The 14669-nt window shown below is 71.0% G+C and carries 13 protein-coding genes; 10 read left to right on the top strand and 3 right to left on the bottom strand.

Going from position 1 to position 14669, the window contains the following annotated elements:
* Positions 1-67: 67 nt before the first annotated feature.
* The 4 genes from AB0N82_RS05800 (at position 68) to AB0N82_RS05785 (ending at position 4463) form a co-directional block, all read left to right on the top strand.
* Positions 68-1588: an alpha-L-arabinofuranosidase C-terminal domain-containing protein gene (locus AB0N82_RS05800; RefSeq protein WP_363389197.1), complete on the top strand. Its 1521-nt coding sequence runs from the start codon at positions 68-70 to the stop codon at positions 1586-1588.
* Positions 1589-1601: 13 nt separating this feature from the next.
* Positions 1602-3323 (top strand): glycoside hydrolase family 35 protein, encoded by a 1722-nt coding sequence (locus AB0N82_RS05795; protein ID WP_363389194.1) that lies wholly within the window; start codon positions 1602-1604, stop codon positions 3321-3323.
* A 133-nt stretch (positions 3324-3456) separates the two neighbouring features.
* Positions 3457-4026, top strand: coding sequence for a pyridoxamine 5'-phosphate oxidase family protein (locus tag AB0N82_RS05790; RefSeq protein WP_363389191.1), 570 nt, complete (start codon positions 3457-3459; stop codon positions 4024-4026).
* Entirely contained in the window at positions 4023-4463 is a 441-nt protein-coding gene (locus AB0N82_RS05785) for a cupin domain-containing protein (RefSeq protein ID WP_363389188.1), read from the top strand. The genes AB0N82_RS05790 and AB0N82_RS05785 overlap by 4 nt, the downstream gene beginning before the upstream one ends.
* 10 nt (positions 4464-4473) lie before the next feature.
* Here the strand turns inward: AB0N82_RS05785 and AB0N82_RS05780 are convergent, their stop codons facing one another.
* On the bottom strand, positions 4474-5490 hold the full coding sequence (locus AB0N82_RS05780) for a LacI family DNA-binding transcriptional regulator (RefSeq protein WP_315994477.1): 1017 nt from the start codon (positions 5488-5490) through the stop codon (positions 4474-4476).
* A gap of 140 nt (positions 5491-5630) precedes the next feature.
* Between AB0N82_RS05780 and AB0N82_RS05775 the strand changes: the two genes are divergently transcribed.
* The 4 genes from AB0N82_RS05775 to AB0N82_RS05760 all read left to right on the top strand — a co-directional run bounded on the left by AB0N82_RS05775 (position 5631) and on the right by AB0N82_RS05760 (position 10939).
* Entirely contained in the window at positions 5631-7694 is a 2064-nt protein-coding gene (locus AB0N82_RS05775) for a beta-galactosidase (RefSeq protein WP_363389184.1), read from the top strand.
* Positions 7691-8620: a sugar ABC transporter permease gene (locus AB0N82_RS05770; RefSeq protein ID WP_363389181.1), complete on the top strand. Its 930-nt coding sequence runs from the start codon at positions 7691-7693 to the stop codon at positions 8618-8620. The genes AB0N82_RS05775 and AB0N82_RS05770 overlap by 4 nt, the downstream gene beginning before the upstream one ends.
* Positions 8617-9537: a carbohydrate ABC transporter permease gene (locus tag AB0N82_RS05765; protein ID WP_315994474.1), complete on the top strand. Its 921-nt coding sequence runs from the start codon at positions 8617-8619 to the stop codon at positions 9535-9537. Before AB0N82_RS05770 ends, AB0N82_RS05765 begins: the two co-directional genes overlap by 4 nt.
* 76 nt (positions 9538-9613) lie before the next feature.
* A complete protein-coding gene (locus tag AB0N82_RS05760) occupies positions 9614-10939 on the top strand; it encodes an extracellular solute-binding protein (RefSeq protein ID WP_315994473.1) in 1326 nt (441 codons plus the stop codon).
* 180 nt (positions 10940-11119) lie between these two features.
* Here the strand turns inward: AB0N82_RS05760 and AB0N82_RS05755 are convergent, their stop codons facing one another.
* Entirely contained in the window at positions 11120-12085 is a 966-nt protein-coding gene (locus AB0N82_RS05755; protein WP_363389176.1) for a WYL domain-containing protein, read from the bottom strand.
* A 96-nt stretch (positions 12086-12181) separates the two neighbouring features.
* Between AB0N82_RS05755 and AB0N82_RS05750 the strand changes: the two genes are divergently transcribed.
* Positions 12182-12598 carry a VOC family protein gene (locus AB0N82_RS05750; protein WP_363389173.1) on the top strand — a complete coding sequence of 139 codons (417 nt, stop codon included), beginning with the start codon at positions 12182-12184 and terminating at the stop codon, positions 12596-12598.
* Between the two features lie 126 nt (positions 12599-12724).
* Here AB0N82_RS05750 and AB0N82_RS05745 read toward each other — a convergent pair whose 3' ends face one another.
* Entirely contained in the window at positions 12725-13993 is a 1269-nt protein-coding gene (locus AB0N82_RS05745) for an MFS transporter (protein ID WP_363389170.1), read from the bottom strand.
* A 68-nt stretch (positions 13994-14061) separates the two neighbouring features.
* Here AB0N82_RS05745 and AB0N82_RS05740 point away from each other — a divergent pair, with 68 nt between their 5' ends.
* Positions 14062-14646: a helix-turn-helix domain-containing protein gene (locus tag AB0N82_RS05740; RefSeq protein WP_315994469.1), complete on the top strand. Its 585-nt coding sequence runs from the start codon at positions 14062-14064 to the stop codon at positions 14644-14646.
* Positions 14647-14669: the final 23 nt, after the last annotated feature.

Genomic DNA, 14669 nt, shown 5'->3' with positions numbered 1-14669 from the left:
CAACTCCGGGGCGGGCCGCAGCGAAGGCATGCGGCCCGCCCCCTCCCTTTCCCTCCCGAGGAGAGCCATGAGCGCCCCCACCCGCATCCGTGTCGACCGCGCCGCAGTCGGCTCCGAGGTCCCCCGCCGCCTGTTCGGCTCGTTCGTCGAGCACATGGGCCGCTGCGTGTACGACGGCATCCACTCCCCCGGCCACGACACCGCGGACGCCGCAGGCTTCCGTGCGGACGTGCTCGAGCTCGTCCGTGAGCTCGGTGCCACGGTCGTGCGCTACCCCGGCGGCAACTTCGTCTCGGGCTACCGCTGGGAAGACGGGGTGGGCCCGCGCGACGAGCGCCCCGTGCGCCTGGATGCCGCGTGGCACAGCACCGAGACCAATCAGGTGGGGCTCCACGAGTTCGCCGAGTGGGCGGGTGCCGCGGGCCTCGAGGTCATGGAGGCGGTCAACCTCGGCACGCGCGGTGTCGCCGAAGCCGCCGACCTGCTCGAATACACGAACCATCCCTCCGGCACGGCGCTCAGCGACCGGCGCCGCACGAACGGACGCGAGGAGCCGTTCGGCATCCGCCTGTGGTGCCTCGGCAACGAGATGGACGGGCCCTGGCAGATCGGTCACAAGACCGCCGACGAATACGGCCGCCTCGCCGCCGAGACCGCGCGCATGATGCGCTTCATCGATCCGACCGTCGAGCTCGTCGCCGCCGGCAGCTCGAACCACGAGATGCCCACGTTCGGGGAGTGGGAGCGCACGGTGCTCCGTCACACCGCCGGCCTCGTCGATCACATCTCGGTGCACGCGTACTACGAAGAAGACCCGGTCGACCCGGCGAGCTTCCTCGCGAGCGGCGCCGCCCTCGACCGCTACATCTCCGATGTCGTCGACATCATCGATGAGGTCGGCGCCACCACCCCCGACGGCGGGACGATCGGCATCAGCGTCGACGAGTGGAACGTGTGGAACCAGACCCGTTGGAACGAGGTCGACAAGCCCCGCGTCTTCACCGGTGACTGGCCCGTCGCCCCGCGCCTGATCGAAGACGACTACACCGTCACCGACGCCGTCGTCGTCGGCTCCCTGCTCATCACGCTCATCCGCCGCTCCGACCGGGTCTCGATGGCCAACCTCGCGCAGTTGGTGAACGTCATCGCCCCGATCCGCACCGAGCCCGGCGGGGGCGCGGCCTGGCGCCAGAGCACGTTCCACCCGTTCGCGCTGACCGCGCGGGCGGCCTACGGTCGCGTCGTGCACCCCGTCGTCGAGGGCGCCACGATCGACACCGCGCGGCACGGGTCCGTCGACGCGGTCGATGCCGTCGCCACCGTCGACGGCGATGCCGTCTCGGTCTTCCTCGCCCACCGCGACCTCGACGCCCCCACCCCGGTCGAGCTCGACCTGGGGGCGGTGGCCGAGGTCGACGCGGTCGTGATCACGGTCCCCGAGGGCGGCGATCGCCACACCACCAACTCCGCCGCCGGCGAGCCCGTCGCCCCGCAGCCCCTGTCCGTCGACGTGGGGGCCGACGGCATCCTGCGCTTCACCCTCCCCGCCCTCGCCTGGGTGCGCCTGACGGCGCGCCTCACCGACTGACCCGAAAGACACCGTGACGACCTTCACCATCGGCGAGACCGACTTCCTGCTCGACGGGCGACCGCACCAGGTCATCTCGGGCACGCTGCACTACTTCCGCATCCACCCCGAGCACTGGGCCGACCGCATCCGCACAGCCAAGGCGATGGGGCTCAACACCATCGAGACCTACGTCGCGTGGAACGCGCACGAGCCCGTGAAGGGCGAATGGGATGCCACCGGCTGGAACGACCTGGGCCGCTTCCTCGACCTCATCGCCGCCGAGGGGCTGCACGCGATCGTGCGTCCGGGACCGTACATCTGCGCCGAGTGGCACAACGGGGGGCTGCCGGTGTGGCTGACCTCGACGCCGGGGATCGGCATCCGGCGCTCCGAACCGCAGTTCGTGGAGGCCGTGACCGAGTACCTGCGTCGGGTGTACGAGATCGTCGCCCCGCGCCAGATCGATCGCGGCGGCAACGTCGTGCTCGTGCAGATCGAGAACGAGTACGGCGCGTACGGCTCCGACAAGGAGTACCTGCACGAGCTCGTGCGCGTGACGAAGGACGCCGGCATCACCGTGCCGCTGACCACCGTCGACCAGCCCATGCCGTGGATGCTCGAGGCGGGGAGCCTGCCCGAACTGCACCTCACGGGTTCGTTCGGTTCGCGCTCGGAGGAGCGCCTCGCGACCCTCCGCGAGCACCAGCCCACGGGACCGCTGATGTGCAGCGAGTTCTGGGACGGGTGGTTCGACTGGTGGGGCAGCATCCACCACACGACCGACCCCGCGGCATCCGCCCACGACCTCGACGTGCTGCTCGCGGCCGGGGCCTCGGTGAACATCTACATGGTGCACGGCGGCACCAACTTCGGCACCACGAACGGCGCCAACGACAAGGGCCGGTTCGACCCCATCGTGACCTCGTACGACTACGACGCACCCATCGACGAGTCGGGCCATCCGACGGCGAAGTTCCACGCGTTCCGCGAGGTCATCGCGAAGTACGCGCCCGTGTCGGCGGAGGTTCCCGCGCCGCGGCCCACGGCCCCGTCGTTCGAGGTGACGCTGTCGGGCGAAGGCGAGTGGATGCCGGCAGCCGCCGATACGGCCCCGATCGACTCCCCCGCCACCTTCGAGCAGCTCGGGCACCTCGGTCCTCTCGTGCGGTACGACGTCGAGCTGCCGTCGTTCACCGGTCGCGCGGCGCTCGTGTTCGACGAGGTGCGCGACCTCGCCTGGGTGCACGTGGACGGGATCGCGGTGGGACGGCTGTCGCGGTCGCTGCGCGAGCGCGCGCTGATGATCCCCGCGGGCGCGCGACTGACGGTGCTCGTCGAGGACCAGGGACGCGTGAACTACGCCGATCGTCTCGGCGAGCCGAAGGGGCTCATCGGCGCGGTGACGCTGGACGGCGCCCCGCTCACCGGCTGGACCGCGACGCCGATCGACCTCGACACCGTCGAGGGCTCGGGCTCGGGCTCGGCGGGTCGGGCGTTCCTGCGCGGGACGTTCGAGCTCGACGCGCCCGTCGACCTGTTCCTCGACACCGGCTCGTGGGGCAAGGGCTTCGCCTTCGTCAACGGCTTCTTCCTCGGTCGGTACTGGAACAACGCGCCGCAGAACACGCTCTACGTGCCGGGACCGGCGACCCGCGCCGGCGCGAACGAGATCGTCGTGCTCGAGCTCGAGCACGCGGTGGATCCGGTCGCGCGCTTCGTCGCGGAGCCGTCGCTGGGGCAGCTCGAGGAGTAGGCCGGCCGTCCCTCCGGAACAGGCGATCCGTCGCGTGCAGGACCACCCGCGGGAGGGCGGTCCTGTTCGGCGGATCGCCTGTTTCCGCGTGTGCGCAGACGCGCGTCGCGCGCGGGAGGAGCAGGATGGGGTCATGACGATGGCCGCCTGGCTCCGCTCGCTCCCCTCGCTCACCGGGGTGGCCCCCGAGCCGGATGCCGCGCCCCTGCCCGATACGCCGGAGCCGCTGTTCGAGCGATGGATCCGCGGGGCGGTGGAGGCGGGTGTCGCCGAAGCGCACGGTGCCACCCTCTCGACGGTGGATGCCCGCGGCATCCCGGACGCCCGCGTGCTGATCCTCAAGGACCTCGGTCCGGGAGGCTGGGCCTTCGCGGGCCCACGCGACTCGGCGAAGGCGGAGCAGCTGGCCGCGCAGCCCGTCGCAGCTCTGACCTTCTGGTGGCCGTCCGTCGTGCGGTCCGTCCGCGCGCGCGGCCGGGTGGTCGAGGCATCGGCGAAGGAGTCCGCGGCCGATCTCGCTGCGCGATCCGCCGCCGCCCGCGACGGGATCGCGCCGGGTGGGTGGGTGCTGTGGCGGCTCGTTCCCGACCACGTCGAGTTCTGGCAGGGCTCCCCCGATCGCCGTCACCGGCGCACGATCTACCGTCGCGTCGGCGACGGCTGGCGGGTATCCGCCCCCGAGGCGGAGAGCGAGCGACGGTGAGCGGCTACGAGATCACCGACATCGGCGCGATGGCCGCGTGGCGCGAGCACTTCGGCGGGTTCGTGCCGGAGCGCTCGCGCGACGGTCGACGCGTCGTCGACCACGAGCTGACCATGCAGTTCATCGGGATGACGGCGAACGCCCTCCTCCCCGGCGAGGACGCGGGGTACTGGCACACGCACAGCCGGGTCGAGGAGCTCTACGTCTTCCTCGAGGGGCGCGGACAGATGGGCTTGGGAGACGACGTCGTCGACGTCGGCGTGGGGAGCGTCGTCCGTGTCGGTCAGGGCGTGTGGCGCGTCTGGCGCGCTCTCCCCGACAGCCCGGGCGAGCTGCGCTGGCTGTGCATCCGCGCGGGCGGGGAGGCCCTGCCCCACATCCCGGACGACAGTTCGCGCGACGCCGATCGCCCGATGCCGTGGGCCGCCGCCGGCTGACCCCTCCGCGCTAGGCCGATCCGCGCCAGACGACCGGAGCGTCGAGCAGGATGCCGTCGGCATCCGCCACTCCGCCCGAGAGCTGCAGCAGCACCGCCTCGGCGGCCGCCGCCCCCAACCCTTCCGCGGGCTGATCGACCGTGCTGAGCGGGGGGTCGGTGCGCAGCGCCCAGGCGCTGTCGTCGAAGCCCACGACGCCCACGTCGTCGGGCACGCGTCGCCCCGCCGCGCGCAGAGCCTGCACGGCGCCGGCCGCCACGGCATCCGACGCTCCGAAGACGGCGTCGAGGTCGGGCGCGCGCTCGATCAGACGCCGCATGCCCGCCTCGCCGTCGGCGAAGGCGTACAGCGGGACGGGTTCGACGAGATCCTCGTCGAAGTCGGCGCCCAAGGCCTCGCGGAAGCCCGCCAGGCGGTCGCTGCCGGAGTCGCGGTCGAGGGCCGCGGCGATCATGCCGATGCGTCGACGACCGGTCGCGCGCAGCTTCTCGGTGATCGCGCGCGCCGCTCCGAGATTGTCGATGCCCACCCACGGGCGGGAGATGCCCGGGGGGTGGCCGACATAGGCGACGGGCAGCCCCAGGCGCTCCACGACGTCGGTGATGGGGTCGTGATGCCGGGCCGAGACGATCACCGCGCCGTCGACGAAGCCTCCGCTGAGGTAGCGCGCGACGCGGTCGGTGTCGCGCTCGGTGTCGACGACCACGCACACCATCTGGTAATCGGCCTTCGACAGCGCCGTGTTGGCACCGAGCATGATGCCGCCGATGTTCGGGTCTTCCAGGAACAGCGAGTGCGGCTCGTGCACGATGAAGCCGACCGCCTGCGTGCGCTGGCGGACGAGGTTGCGGGCGGCTGTGTTGGGGACGTACCCGACCTCGCGGATCGCGGTCTGGATCGCCTCGCGCGCTTGATCGGAGACGTATCCGCCGTTGAGGACACGGCTCACCGTGCCCCGCGACACCCCCGCGGCCTTCGCCACGTCATGCACCGTGCTGCGCCGGCGCCCGGGCGGAGGAGGCGTCATGAGGGTCAGCCTAGCGGGACGCGGGAGTTGACGACGGCGGTACGGCGTGTCAGTATGTGCACGTTCACACATCCTCGTTCGATGTTCTGCATCTCCGGTGTGTGCACGTTCACAGAACCCCGCAAAGGAGCGCCCACCGGATGCTTGCCGTCGATCATCTGGCCCCGCTCGATCGCGACAGCGACCGAGCGACCGACCCGACCCGCGCGGGCGCCGCGCTGGACGCCCTGACCCGCGAGGGCCTCGTGTTCGGATGCGACTACAACCCCGAGCAGTGGGACCGCGCGGTGTGGGACGACGACATGCGCCTCATGAGCGAAGCGGGCGTGGGGCTCGTGGCCGTGAACATCTTCGGCTGGTCCTGGATCAACCCCGACCACGGCATCTGGAACTTCGACGAGCTCGACGAGGTCATGGACCTCGCCCACGCGCACGGCATCCGGGTCAACCTCGGAACCGCGACCGCCTCGCCCGCCCCCTGGGTGACCACTCGGCATCCCGAGATCCTGCCCGTGGCCGAGGACGGGACACGGCGTTTCCCCGGCGGCCGCCAGGCGTACTGCCCGAGCTCCCCGGTCTTCCGCGGCTACGCGGCCGAGCTGAGCCGGCGCGTCGTGGAGCGCTACGCCGAGCACCCCGCCCTGGCCATGTGGCACGTCTCGAACGAGCTCGGATGCCACAACGCCCTGTGCTACTGCGAGGCCAGCGCCGCGGCGTTCCGCGACTGGCTGCGCGCCCGGTACGGCACCGTCGCAGCCGTCAACACCGCCTGGGGCACCTCGTTCTGGAGCCAGCGCTACAGCGACTGGGGGCAGATCCTCCCGCCGATGGCCGCGCTGTCGCTGCGCAACCCCGGGCAGCTGCTCGACTTCCAGCGCTTCTCCTCCGACCAGCAGCTCGAGCTGTACCGCGCCGAAGCCGAGATCATCCGCGCGCGCAGCGCAGCCCCGGTCACCACCAACTTCATGGTCACCGCGCACATCCGGGCGCTCAACTACTTCTCCTGGGCCGGCGAGATGGACGTCATCGCCAACGACCACTACCTCGACCGGCGACTCGCCGACCCGATCGCGGAGCTCTCGTTCGCGGCCGATCTCACGCGCGGCATCGCCGCAGGCACCCCGTGGCTGCTGATGGAGACCTCGACCGGCGCGGTGAACTGGCAGCCGCACAACCTCGCCAAGGGCGAGGGTGAGCTGCTGCGCAACGTCGTCTCGCACGTGGCGCGCGGCGCCGACGGCATCTGCTTCTTCCAGTGGCGCGCCTCGGCCCAGGGCGCCGAGAAGTTCCACTCCGCCCTCCTCCCCCACGCCGGCACCGACACCGCGCAGTGGCGCAGCGTCCTCGAGGTCGGCCGTACCCTGCGTGCGCTGCAGCCCGTCGCCGGGACGCGCGTCGCGTCCGACGCGGCCGTGCTGTTCGACTGGGAGAGCTGGTGGGCGCTCGAGAACGAGGGCCGCCCGAGCGAAGACCTGCGCTACCTCGACCAGGTGCACGCCGCGCACGGGGCCCTCGCCGCCGCCGGGATCTCGACCGACGTCGTCTCGGCGGGCGCCGACCTCTCCGCCTACCGTCTCATCGTCGTCCCGGCCCTCCATCTCGTGCGGGATGCCGACGTCGATCGCCTGTCGCGATTCGTCGAGGCCGGCGGCACCGTCGTCATCACCTTCGCCAGCGGCATCGTCGACGAGCAGGACCGGGTGCGGCTCGGCGGGTACCCGGGCGCCTTCCGCGACCTGCTCGGGATCGTGTCGGAGGAGTTCGCCCCGCTGGGGCCCGCGCAGGTCGTCACGCTCGACGACGGCAGCACCGGCTCGGTGTGGTCGGAGCGTCTGCGCACGGTCGACGCCGAGATCGACGCGCTCTTCGTCGACGGTCCTGCGGCGGGGCTCCCCGCACGCACCCGCCGCGCGGTCGGCGACGGTTCGGCGTGGTACCTGGCGACGCTCCCGTCGGCCGACGCCTACCGCGACCTCCTCCTGCGCATCGCCGCGGCATCCGGCATCCGCACCCTCGACGCCGTCACCGGGGTCGAGGTCGTGCGCCGGGCGGGCGGGGACCGCGCCTTCACGTTCGTCATCAACCACACCACCGAGTCGGTCGAGATCGCGGCGCACGGACGCGACGCGCTCACCGGCGAGCGCGTCGACGGTCTCGTCACCGTCGACGCCGGTGCCGTCCGCATCATCGAGGAGGCCTCGTGACCACCACCGCTCCCGCTCCCGCGCGGGCCGAACGCGCGAGCACCCCGAGGCCGCGCCGACCGCGCGTGCCCTTCAAGAGCGCGATCGTCATCCTGCTGGCGCCGTTCGCGGTGCTGTTCGTCCTCTTCTACGTCCTGCCGATCGTCTTCGCCATCGTGCAGTCCCTTCTGGTGGTGCGCCGCGAGGGCACGTTCGGCAAGGCCGAACTCGTCTTCGGCGGGCTCCAGCAGTACGCGCTCGTCTTCCAGAACGAAGCGTTCTGGGCGTCGATGCTGCGCATGCTCGCGTTCGGCGTCGTGCAGGTGCCCGTGATGCTCGGCCTCGCGCTGATCTTCGCGCTGCTGCTGGACTCGCCGCTGCTGAAGGGCAAGCGGTTCTTCCGTCTCGCCTTCTTCGTGCCGTACGCGGTCCCCGGTGTGATCGCGGCGATCATGTGGGGCTCGCTGTTCTCGCCCAACCTCTCGCCATTCACCGCGTTGACCAGGAACGTCGACTTCCTCGGCGCCGACCTCGTGCTGTGGTCGATCGCGAACGTCGTCACGTGGGTCTACGTCGGCTACAACATGCTGATCATCTACTCGTCGCTGCTGTCGATCCCCAGTGAGATCTACGAGGCGGCCCGCCTCGACGGTGCGGGGCAGTTCCGCATCGCGTGGTCGATCAAGATCCCGCTCGTGCGGCCCGCGATCGTCATGACCGCGATCTTCTCGATCATCGGCACGCTGCAGCTGCTCGCCGAGCCGCAGGTCTTCCGCTCGTTCAGCTCCGCGGTCACCAGCACCTTCACTCCCAACATGACCGTCTACGCCACGGCATCCATCCCCAACGCCAATCTCGCGGCGGCGTTCTCGGTCGTGCTGGCCGTGACCACCTTCGTGCTGTCGTTCGGCTTCATGAAGTGGATGCAGAAGAAGGGCAACGCATGAGCGCCGTCACCACCTCCCGACGCCCCCTCGGCCCCCGCGCGGGCGGCCCCCGCTCCGGCGCGACCCGTTCGGGCGCGGTGCGCGAGCCCCTCGTCTCGCGCACCTCGGCGATGCTCGTCATGGCCGTCTTCACGGTCTACTTCCTGCTGCCGCTGTGGTGGCTGCTGGTGGCCTCGAGCAAGAGCACGGGCGACATCCTCACCACGAACCCCCTGTGGTTCGCCGACATGCGGCTGTTGTCGAACATCGGCGATCTGTTCGCCTACCGCGACGGCATCTTCCTGCGCTGGCTCGGCAACTCGCTGCTGTACGCCGGCCTCGGCGGAGCGGTCGCGACGCTCCTGGCCGCGATGGCCGGGTACGCGCTGGCGAAGTACCGCTTCCCGGGCCGCGAGCTCGTGTTCGACGTCGTGCTCGGCGGTGTCCTGGTGCCGGCCACCGCGCTCGCCCTGCCGCTGTTCCTCATCTTCAGCCAGGTGCAGCTCACGAACACCTTCTGGGCCGTGTTCCTGCCCTCGCTCGTCAGCCCGTTCGGGGTGTACCTCGCGCGCATCTTCGCGGCATCCTCTGTGCCCGACGAGCTGCTCGAGGCCAGCCGACTGGACGGCGCCGGAGAGATCCGCACGTTCTTCACCGTGAGCCTACGGCTGATGAGCCCGGCGCTGGTCACGATGTTCCTCTTCCAGTTCGTCGCGATCTGGAACAACTTCTTCCTGCCGCTGATCATGCTGCGCAGCGAGGAGCTGTTCCCCGTGGTGTTCGGGCTCTACGGCTGGAACAACCAGCTCAACCAGATCCCCGAACTGCGCGGGCTCGTCCTGATCGGCGCCCTGCTGTCGGTCATCCCCCTCATCGTCATCTTCCTGCTCCTCCAACGCTTCTGGCGCAACGGTCTCGGGACCGGCGCGCTGAAGTGATCCGTTCGGCGGCTGCGGCCGCCCCCATCCCGGGCGCAAACGGCGCGTCCGGGCACCCAGAGAAAGAGGCATCCCCATGAAGCACAGAATCCTCGCGGCGACATCCGGCGTCGCCCTGTCGGCTCTGCTCCTCGCCGGTTGCGCCGGAAGCGGGAGCGGCGACGGCGCCGCGGCCGCCGACTGCGCCCCCGCCGACGGTCCCGTGACCCTCGAGTTCACCTCGTGGATCCCGGGCATCGAGAAGGCCGTCGACCTGTGGAACACCGAGAACCCCGATATCCAGGTCAAGGTGCAGACCGGCCCCAACGGCAACAACGGCACGTACCAGAACTTCTTCAACCAGATCGCCGCGGGCAACGCCCCCGACCTCGGCCAGATCGAGTACGACGCCCTCCCCAACTTCCTCGTGCAGGACGGCGTCGAGAACATCGCCGCCTGCTCCGACGTCGTCGCGGCGAAGGACCAGTTCGTGGGCTGGGCGTGGAACCAGGTCGCCCTCGGCGAGGACGGCGCCGTGTACGGCATCCCGCAGGACATCGGCCCGATGGCGCTGTTCTACCGCAAGGACCTCTTCGCGGCGAACGGCATCGCGATCCCCACCACGTGGGACGAGTACACCGAGGCCGCCAAGAAGATCCGCGCGCTCGGCGGGTACATCACCAACTTCTCGCAGTCTGACATCAACCAGTTCGCCGGCTTCGTCTGGCAGGCCGGTGGGCAGTGGTTCGGCAACGACGCGGACGGCTGGACCGTCTCGCTCACGGACCCGGCGTCGGAGAAGGTCGCCGATTACTGGCAGTCGCTCATCGACCAGGACCTCGTCTCGACCTACCCCGCGTGGACCGACGAGTGGAACAACGCCTACAACTCCAGCCAGGTCTGGACGTGGAACTCCGCCGTCTGGGGCGCGAACTCGATCTCGAGCGGCGCTCCCGACACCGCGGGTGGATGGGCCGTGGCCGACCTGCCGCAGTGGAACGCCGGTGACGCCGTGTCGGGCAACTGGGGCGGATCGTCGATCGCCGTCCTCAAGGGCAGCGAGCACCCCTACGAGGCGACGACGTTCGCTCTGTGGCTGAACACCTCCGAGGAGGCGCTGACGGTGCTCAACGAAGAGGCCAACATCTACCCCGCCACGACCGAGGGCCTGAAGCTCCCCTCGCTCACGCAGGGCGTCGAATTCTACGGCGGACAGAAGATCTACGACGTCTTCGCCAAGGCCGCGACCGAGGTGACGCCCGACTTCGTGTGGGGCCCGACCATGACGAAGACCTACGCCGACGTCTCCGACGGCTTCAAGGCCGCGGTCAGCGGCAGCGGCACGCTCGCCGACGCCCTCCAGAAGGGCCAGGATGCCACCATCGGCGCCCTGGAGTCGCAGTCCATCCCCGTGAAGAAGTAACGCTTCCTTCTTCCGGCGACGCCCGTGGATGCTCCGGCATCCGCGGGCGTCCTGCGTTTCCGGATCCCGCCGCGGTGGGGGCACCGGGGTTGGGGCTCGTTCTTCCGTTCGGGGCGCGGTATTCCCCGCCCCGAACGCGCGATCGCGCCCCAAACCCGTTGGGGCGAGCGGCGGGCGGGCTCAGGATGCCGCGGCGGCCGCGGCGCGGCGCGCGGCCTGGGCCAGGGCCTGCCGCAACGCGGCCGGGCGGGCGTCGGCGATCGGCCGGTCGAACCGGAGGCATTCCGCGGCGAGGGCACCCCACGACCACGAGCCCAGCGACACGCGGGTGCGGCCGTCATCGGTGGCGAGGAGACTGCCGTCCCCCACGTAGGGCGCGAGATCGGCGCGTGCCGCGGCGACCACGATCTCGCCCCGGCAGGGCCAGCGTCCCGTCTCGTCGCCCCCGCGGAACCGCCCCTCGAGGTAGCGCACCGGATCTCCGCCGGGCAGCGCGCGTCGGGGGAACGGGCGGCCGCGATGGGTCTTCAGCGTCATCCGATCGACGCGGTAGATGCGCCAGTCGTCGCGCTCGGGGGTGAAGCCGATGAGGTACCACCGTCCCGAGGACCACACCAGATGGTGCGGCTCGGTCACTCGCGCAGGCCCCTCCGAGCCGGAGTAGTCGAAGCGCACCTCCTCCGCTGCCTCGATGGCCGCCTCGATCGCGCCGAGCACGGAAGGGTCGACGCCGACCGCACCCGCCGGCGCGATCACCTCGACCGCGAAGCGCTGCGCACGACGCCCCAGCGGCGCCGGCAACAGGCGCGAGAGGACGCTCAGCGCCTCATCGGCGGCGTCGGCGAGGGGACCGCCCGCGGACGCCGCGACCCGCAGCGCGACCGCGACGGCGACGGCCTGATCCGCGTCGAAGGCCACGGGCGGCAGATGCGCCCCCGCGCGCAAGCGGTAGCCGCCCGCGGGCCCGCGCGTCGCATCGATGTCGTACCCGAGTTCGCGGAGGCGGTCGACGTCCCGGCGGATCGTGCGCTCGCTTACGTCGAGACGACCGGCGAGCGCAGCCGCCGACCAGTCGCGGCGGGACTGCAGAACGGTCAGCAGCGACAGCAGCCGCCGCGAGGTCGAGGGAGCGGAGGTCTCCGGCATGGCATCCATTCTGCGTCGCATTGCGGACCATCCCTGTCCGCAATGCGCGAGAGAGTCAGGGCATCCGGAACCTCCCGGCGTCAGACAGGAATCGACATGACCCTCACCACCACCCTCCACGTCAACTTCGACGGCCACGCGGCCGACGCCCTCGCCTTCTACGCGGAGGTGTTCGGCGGAACCGTCACGGCGGTCCCTTACGGCGACACGGCCGAAGTTCCCGAGCAGCGCGAGCAGATCGTGTGGGGCGAGATGGTCGCGCCCAGCGGCGTGCACGTGATGGCGTACGACATCCAGCGCTCTCTCGCCTACGACCGGGGCGCGAACCCCTTCTACCTCGCGCTGCGCGGACACGACGCCGACGAGGTGCGCGCCGCATGGGAAGGACTGAGCCAGGATGCCGAGATCCTGGCCCCGTTCGGACCGTCGGCGTTCTCGCCGCTGTACGGCAAGCTCGTGGACCGCTTCGGCGTCGTGTGGATCATCGACGTGATCGCCCCCTGGAACAGCTGAGCCATCGCCGGCAGGGCTCGGCAGGACCAGCCCCGCGGCTCGGATGTCGCTGCGTCGGGCACTCTCCGACGCAGCGACACCTGAGCGGCGGCTCGACACCCCGAACGCGACGGATGACGGGTCGGCTCACTCCGCGATCGGCACCGGCACGACGGCATCCGCCGTCGCCCGCAGCGACGGACTCGCGAAGCGCGCCTTCGCGACCACCGCGGCGGCGGCGATCATGAGCGCCGCGCCCAGGACGTACGGTGCCGCGTGGGCGACGTGGGCGTAGAGCAGTCCCGCCATCAGCGGCGCGACCGTCCCGACCGCGGCATTGAGAGATTGCGCGGCACCCGCGATCCAGCCCTGCTCGTCGTCGCCGACGGCGTTGGAGAGCAATCCGTCCATGGTGGCCTGCGCCGCCCCCTGGCCCGCGGCGAGCGTCAGCGCGCCCACGACGAACAGCCACGGTTGCGCCAGGAGCGACGCGACCCCGGCGAGGGCGACGAGTCCGACCGCCTGCGCGACGATCCCGCTGACCACGACGCCGCGCTCACCGATGCGCGGCAGCAGGAAGCCCAGCAGCACCCCTTGGATCGCGATGTCGATGATGCCGACGCACGCGGTGAGCAGGCCGATCGCGGTGGGGCTCCAGGAGATCGCATCGAGGGCGAGCACGCTGAAGTTGTTGACGAAGAAGCCGAACGGAAGGCCCACGAGGATGAGGCCGACCATGAGCCCGCGGAGCTCGGGTCGACGGAAGACGCCGCGGAAGACCGCGAAGGGGTGCACCGCGCGCAGGTCGAGAGAGGCGATCCGCCGGTCGGGGGCGAGGCTCTCGGGCAGCAGGAAGATGCTCAGGATCGCCACCGTCAGCGCGAGACCCGCGGTGACGAACACCGGCAGGTCGACGTCGATCGCGGCGAGGGTGCCGCCGAGGGCGGGCCCGACCATCGTGCCGATGCCGGCCGTCGCCCCGAGGATGCCGAAGCGGCGAGCGCGCTTCTCGGCCGGGGTGATGTCGGCGAGGTAGGCGAAGAGAGCGGGGAGGTCGCCGGCGGTCACGCCCTGCACGATGCGTCCGAGCAGCAGCACCCAGAGGGCGCCCCCGATACCGAAGAGCAGGAAGCCGAGGGCTGCCCCGAACCCGGCGACGATGATGACGGGGCGACGCCCGAAGCGGTCGGAGATGCGGCCGAGGAAAGGCGCGACGAGGAACGCGCAGAGCGCGTTGACGGTCTCGAGGATGCCGACCCATACGGCGAGATCGGCGGGGTTCGACACGTACCGGAGGACGACGAAGGGCAGTACCGGCAGCACGACGGTCATGCCGGCGGTGGTGAGCGTCGTGATGACGACGAGCATCACCCAGGCGCGGCGGCCGGGGACGGGGGTGGAGGAAAGCGAAGTCACGCCGTAACTGTACTCGTACCAGTTTTGTTGTCAATACAGTTATGGACCCATTCCGGTAGACTGCCCGCATGAGCACCGACGTCGGGCGCCGCGAGCGCAAGAAAGCCGCCACCCGCAAGGCCATCTCCGACGCCGCGACCGCGCTCTTCGTGGAGCGGGGGTTCGACGAGGTCAGCATCCGCGAGGTCGCCGACGCCGCAGACGTCTCCCCGACGACCGTGTTCGCGCACTTCCCGCAGAAGGAGGCGCTCGTCTTCGACGAGGACGACGCGCAGCGCGATCTGCTCGTCGCCGCCGTGCGCGACCGCACCCCCGGCACCACCGTGTCCGAGGCGCTGCGCGACCTCTACCGCCGCGAGCTCATCGGCCTCGCCTTCGACCCGACCGGCGAGCACCGCCGCCAGTTCATGCAGCTCATCACCGGCACCCCCGCCCTGCGCGACTACGCCTCCCGCATGTGGCTGCGTCACGAGGACGCCCTCGCCGCGGCGATCGCCGCGACGACCGGGCAGAGCGAGCCGGATGCCGAGACCCGCGTCTACGCGAGGATGGTGCTGCAGCTGCAGATCCTCGCGTTCGAGCACGACGACGCCGCGGCGACGATCGAGGCGGGCTTCCACCTCCTGGAGCAGGGCTGGCGCGAGCCGCGCTGACGGTGCACACCCCGGGGAGCACA

Source organism: Microbacterium sp. NPDC089186 (assembly GCF_040685115.1).
Classification (GTDB): domain Bacteria; phylum Actinomycetota; class Actinomycetes; order Actinomycetales; family Microbacteriaceae; genus Microbacterium; species Microbacterium galbum.
The sequence above is the reverse complement of the archived record's forward strand: the minus strand, read 5'-3'. Positions and strand labels throughout refer to the sequence as shown.

What these genes read in the sequence shown, in the direction of transcription:
- AB0N82_RS05800 (WP_363389197.1), top strand. Translation starts at nt 68, where the DNA reads ATGAGCGCCCCCACCCGCATCCGTGTCGACCGCGCCGCAGTCGGCTCC.
- AB0N82_RS05790 (WP_363389191.1), top strand. Translation starts at nt 3,457, where the DNA reads ATGACGATGGCCGCCTGGCTCCGCTCGCTCCCCTCGCTCACCGGGGTG.
- AB0N82_RS05780 (WP_315994477.1), bottom strand. Translation starts at nt 5,490, where the DNA reads ATGACGCCTCCTCCGCCCGGGCGCCGGCGCAGCACGGTGCATGACGTG.
- AB0N82_RS05775 (WP_363389184.1), top strand. Translation starts at nt 5,631, where the DNA reads ATGCTTGCCGTCGATCATCTGGCCCCGCTCGATCGCGACAGCGACCGA.
- AB0N82_RS05765 (WP_315994474.1), top strand. Translation starts at nt 8,617, where the DNA reads ATGAGCGCCGTCACCACCTCCCGACGCCCCCTCGGCCCCCGCGCGGGC.
- AB0N82_RS05760 (WP_315994473.1), top strand. Translation starts at nt 9,614, where the DNA reads ATGAAGCACAGAATCCTCGCGGCGACATCCGGCGTCGCCCTGTCGGCT.
- AB0N82_RS05755 (WP_363389176.1), bottom strand. Translation starts at nt 12,085, where the DNA reads ATGCCGGAGACCTCCGCTCCCTCGACCTCGCGGCGGCTGCTGTCGCTG.
- AB0N82_RS05750 (WP_363389173.1), top strand. Translation starts at nt 12,182, where the DNA reads ATGACCCTCACCACCACCCTCCACGTCAACTTCGACGGCCACGCGGCC.
- AB0N82_RS05740 (WP_315994469.1), top strand. Translation starts at nt 14,062, where the DNA reads ATGAGCACCGACGTCGGGCGCCGCGAGCGCAAGAAAGCCGCCACCCGC.